The 532-nt window shown below is 55.6% G+C and carries 1 rRNA gene; it reads left to right on the forward strand.

The features are described 5' to 3' along the window. Positions 1 to 514, forward strand: a 16S ribosomal RNA gene (locus WA407_RS26295); the annotation flags it as partial. Between the last annotated feature and the right edge of the window lie 18 nt (positions 515 to 532).

Raw genomic sequence — 532 nt, forward strand, 5'->3', positions numbered from 1 at the left:
GGACAGAGGAGACAGGTGGTGCATGGTTGTCGTCAGCTCGTGTCGTGAGATGTTGGGTTAAGTCCCGCAACGAGCGCAACCCTTATGCTTAGTTGCCAGCAGGTCAAGCTGGGCACTCTAAGCAGACTGCCGGTGACAAACCGGAGGAAGGTGGGGATGACGTCAAATCATCATGCCCCTTATGACCTGGGCTACACACGTACTACAATGGCCGGTACAACGGGAAGCGAAATCGCGAGGTGGAGCCAATCCTAGAAAAGCCGGTCTCAGTTCGGATTGTAGGCTGCAACTCGCCTACATGAAGTCGGAATTGCTAGTAATCGCGGATCAGCATGCCGCGGTGAATACGTTCCCGGGTCTTGTACACACCGCCCGTCACACCACGAGAGTTTACAACACCCGAAGTCGGTGGGGTAACCCGCAAGGGAGCCAGCCGCCGAAGGTGGGGTAGATGATTGGGGTGAAGTCGTAACAAGGTAGCCGTATCGGAAGGTGCGGCTGGATCACCTCCTTTCTATGGAGAATCGTTTCC

The organism is Paenibacillus sp. 203, assembly GCF_037027525.1.
Taxonomy (GTDB): domain Bacteria; phylum Bacillota; class Bacilli; order Paenibacillales; family Paenibacillaceae; genus Paenibacillus; species Paenibacillus polymyxa_B.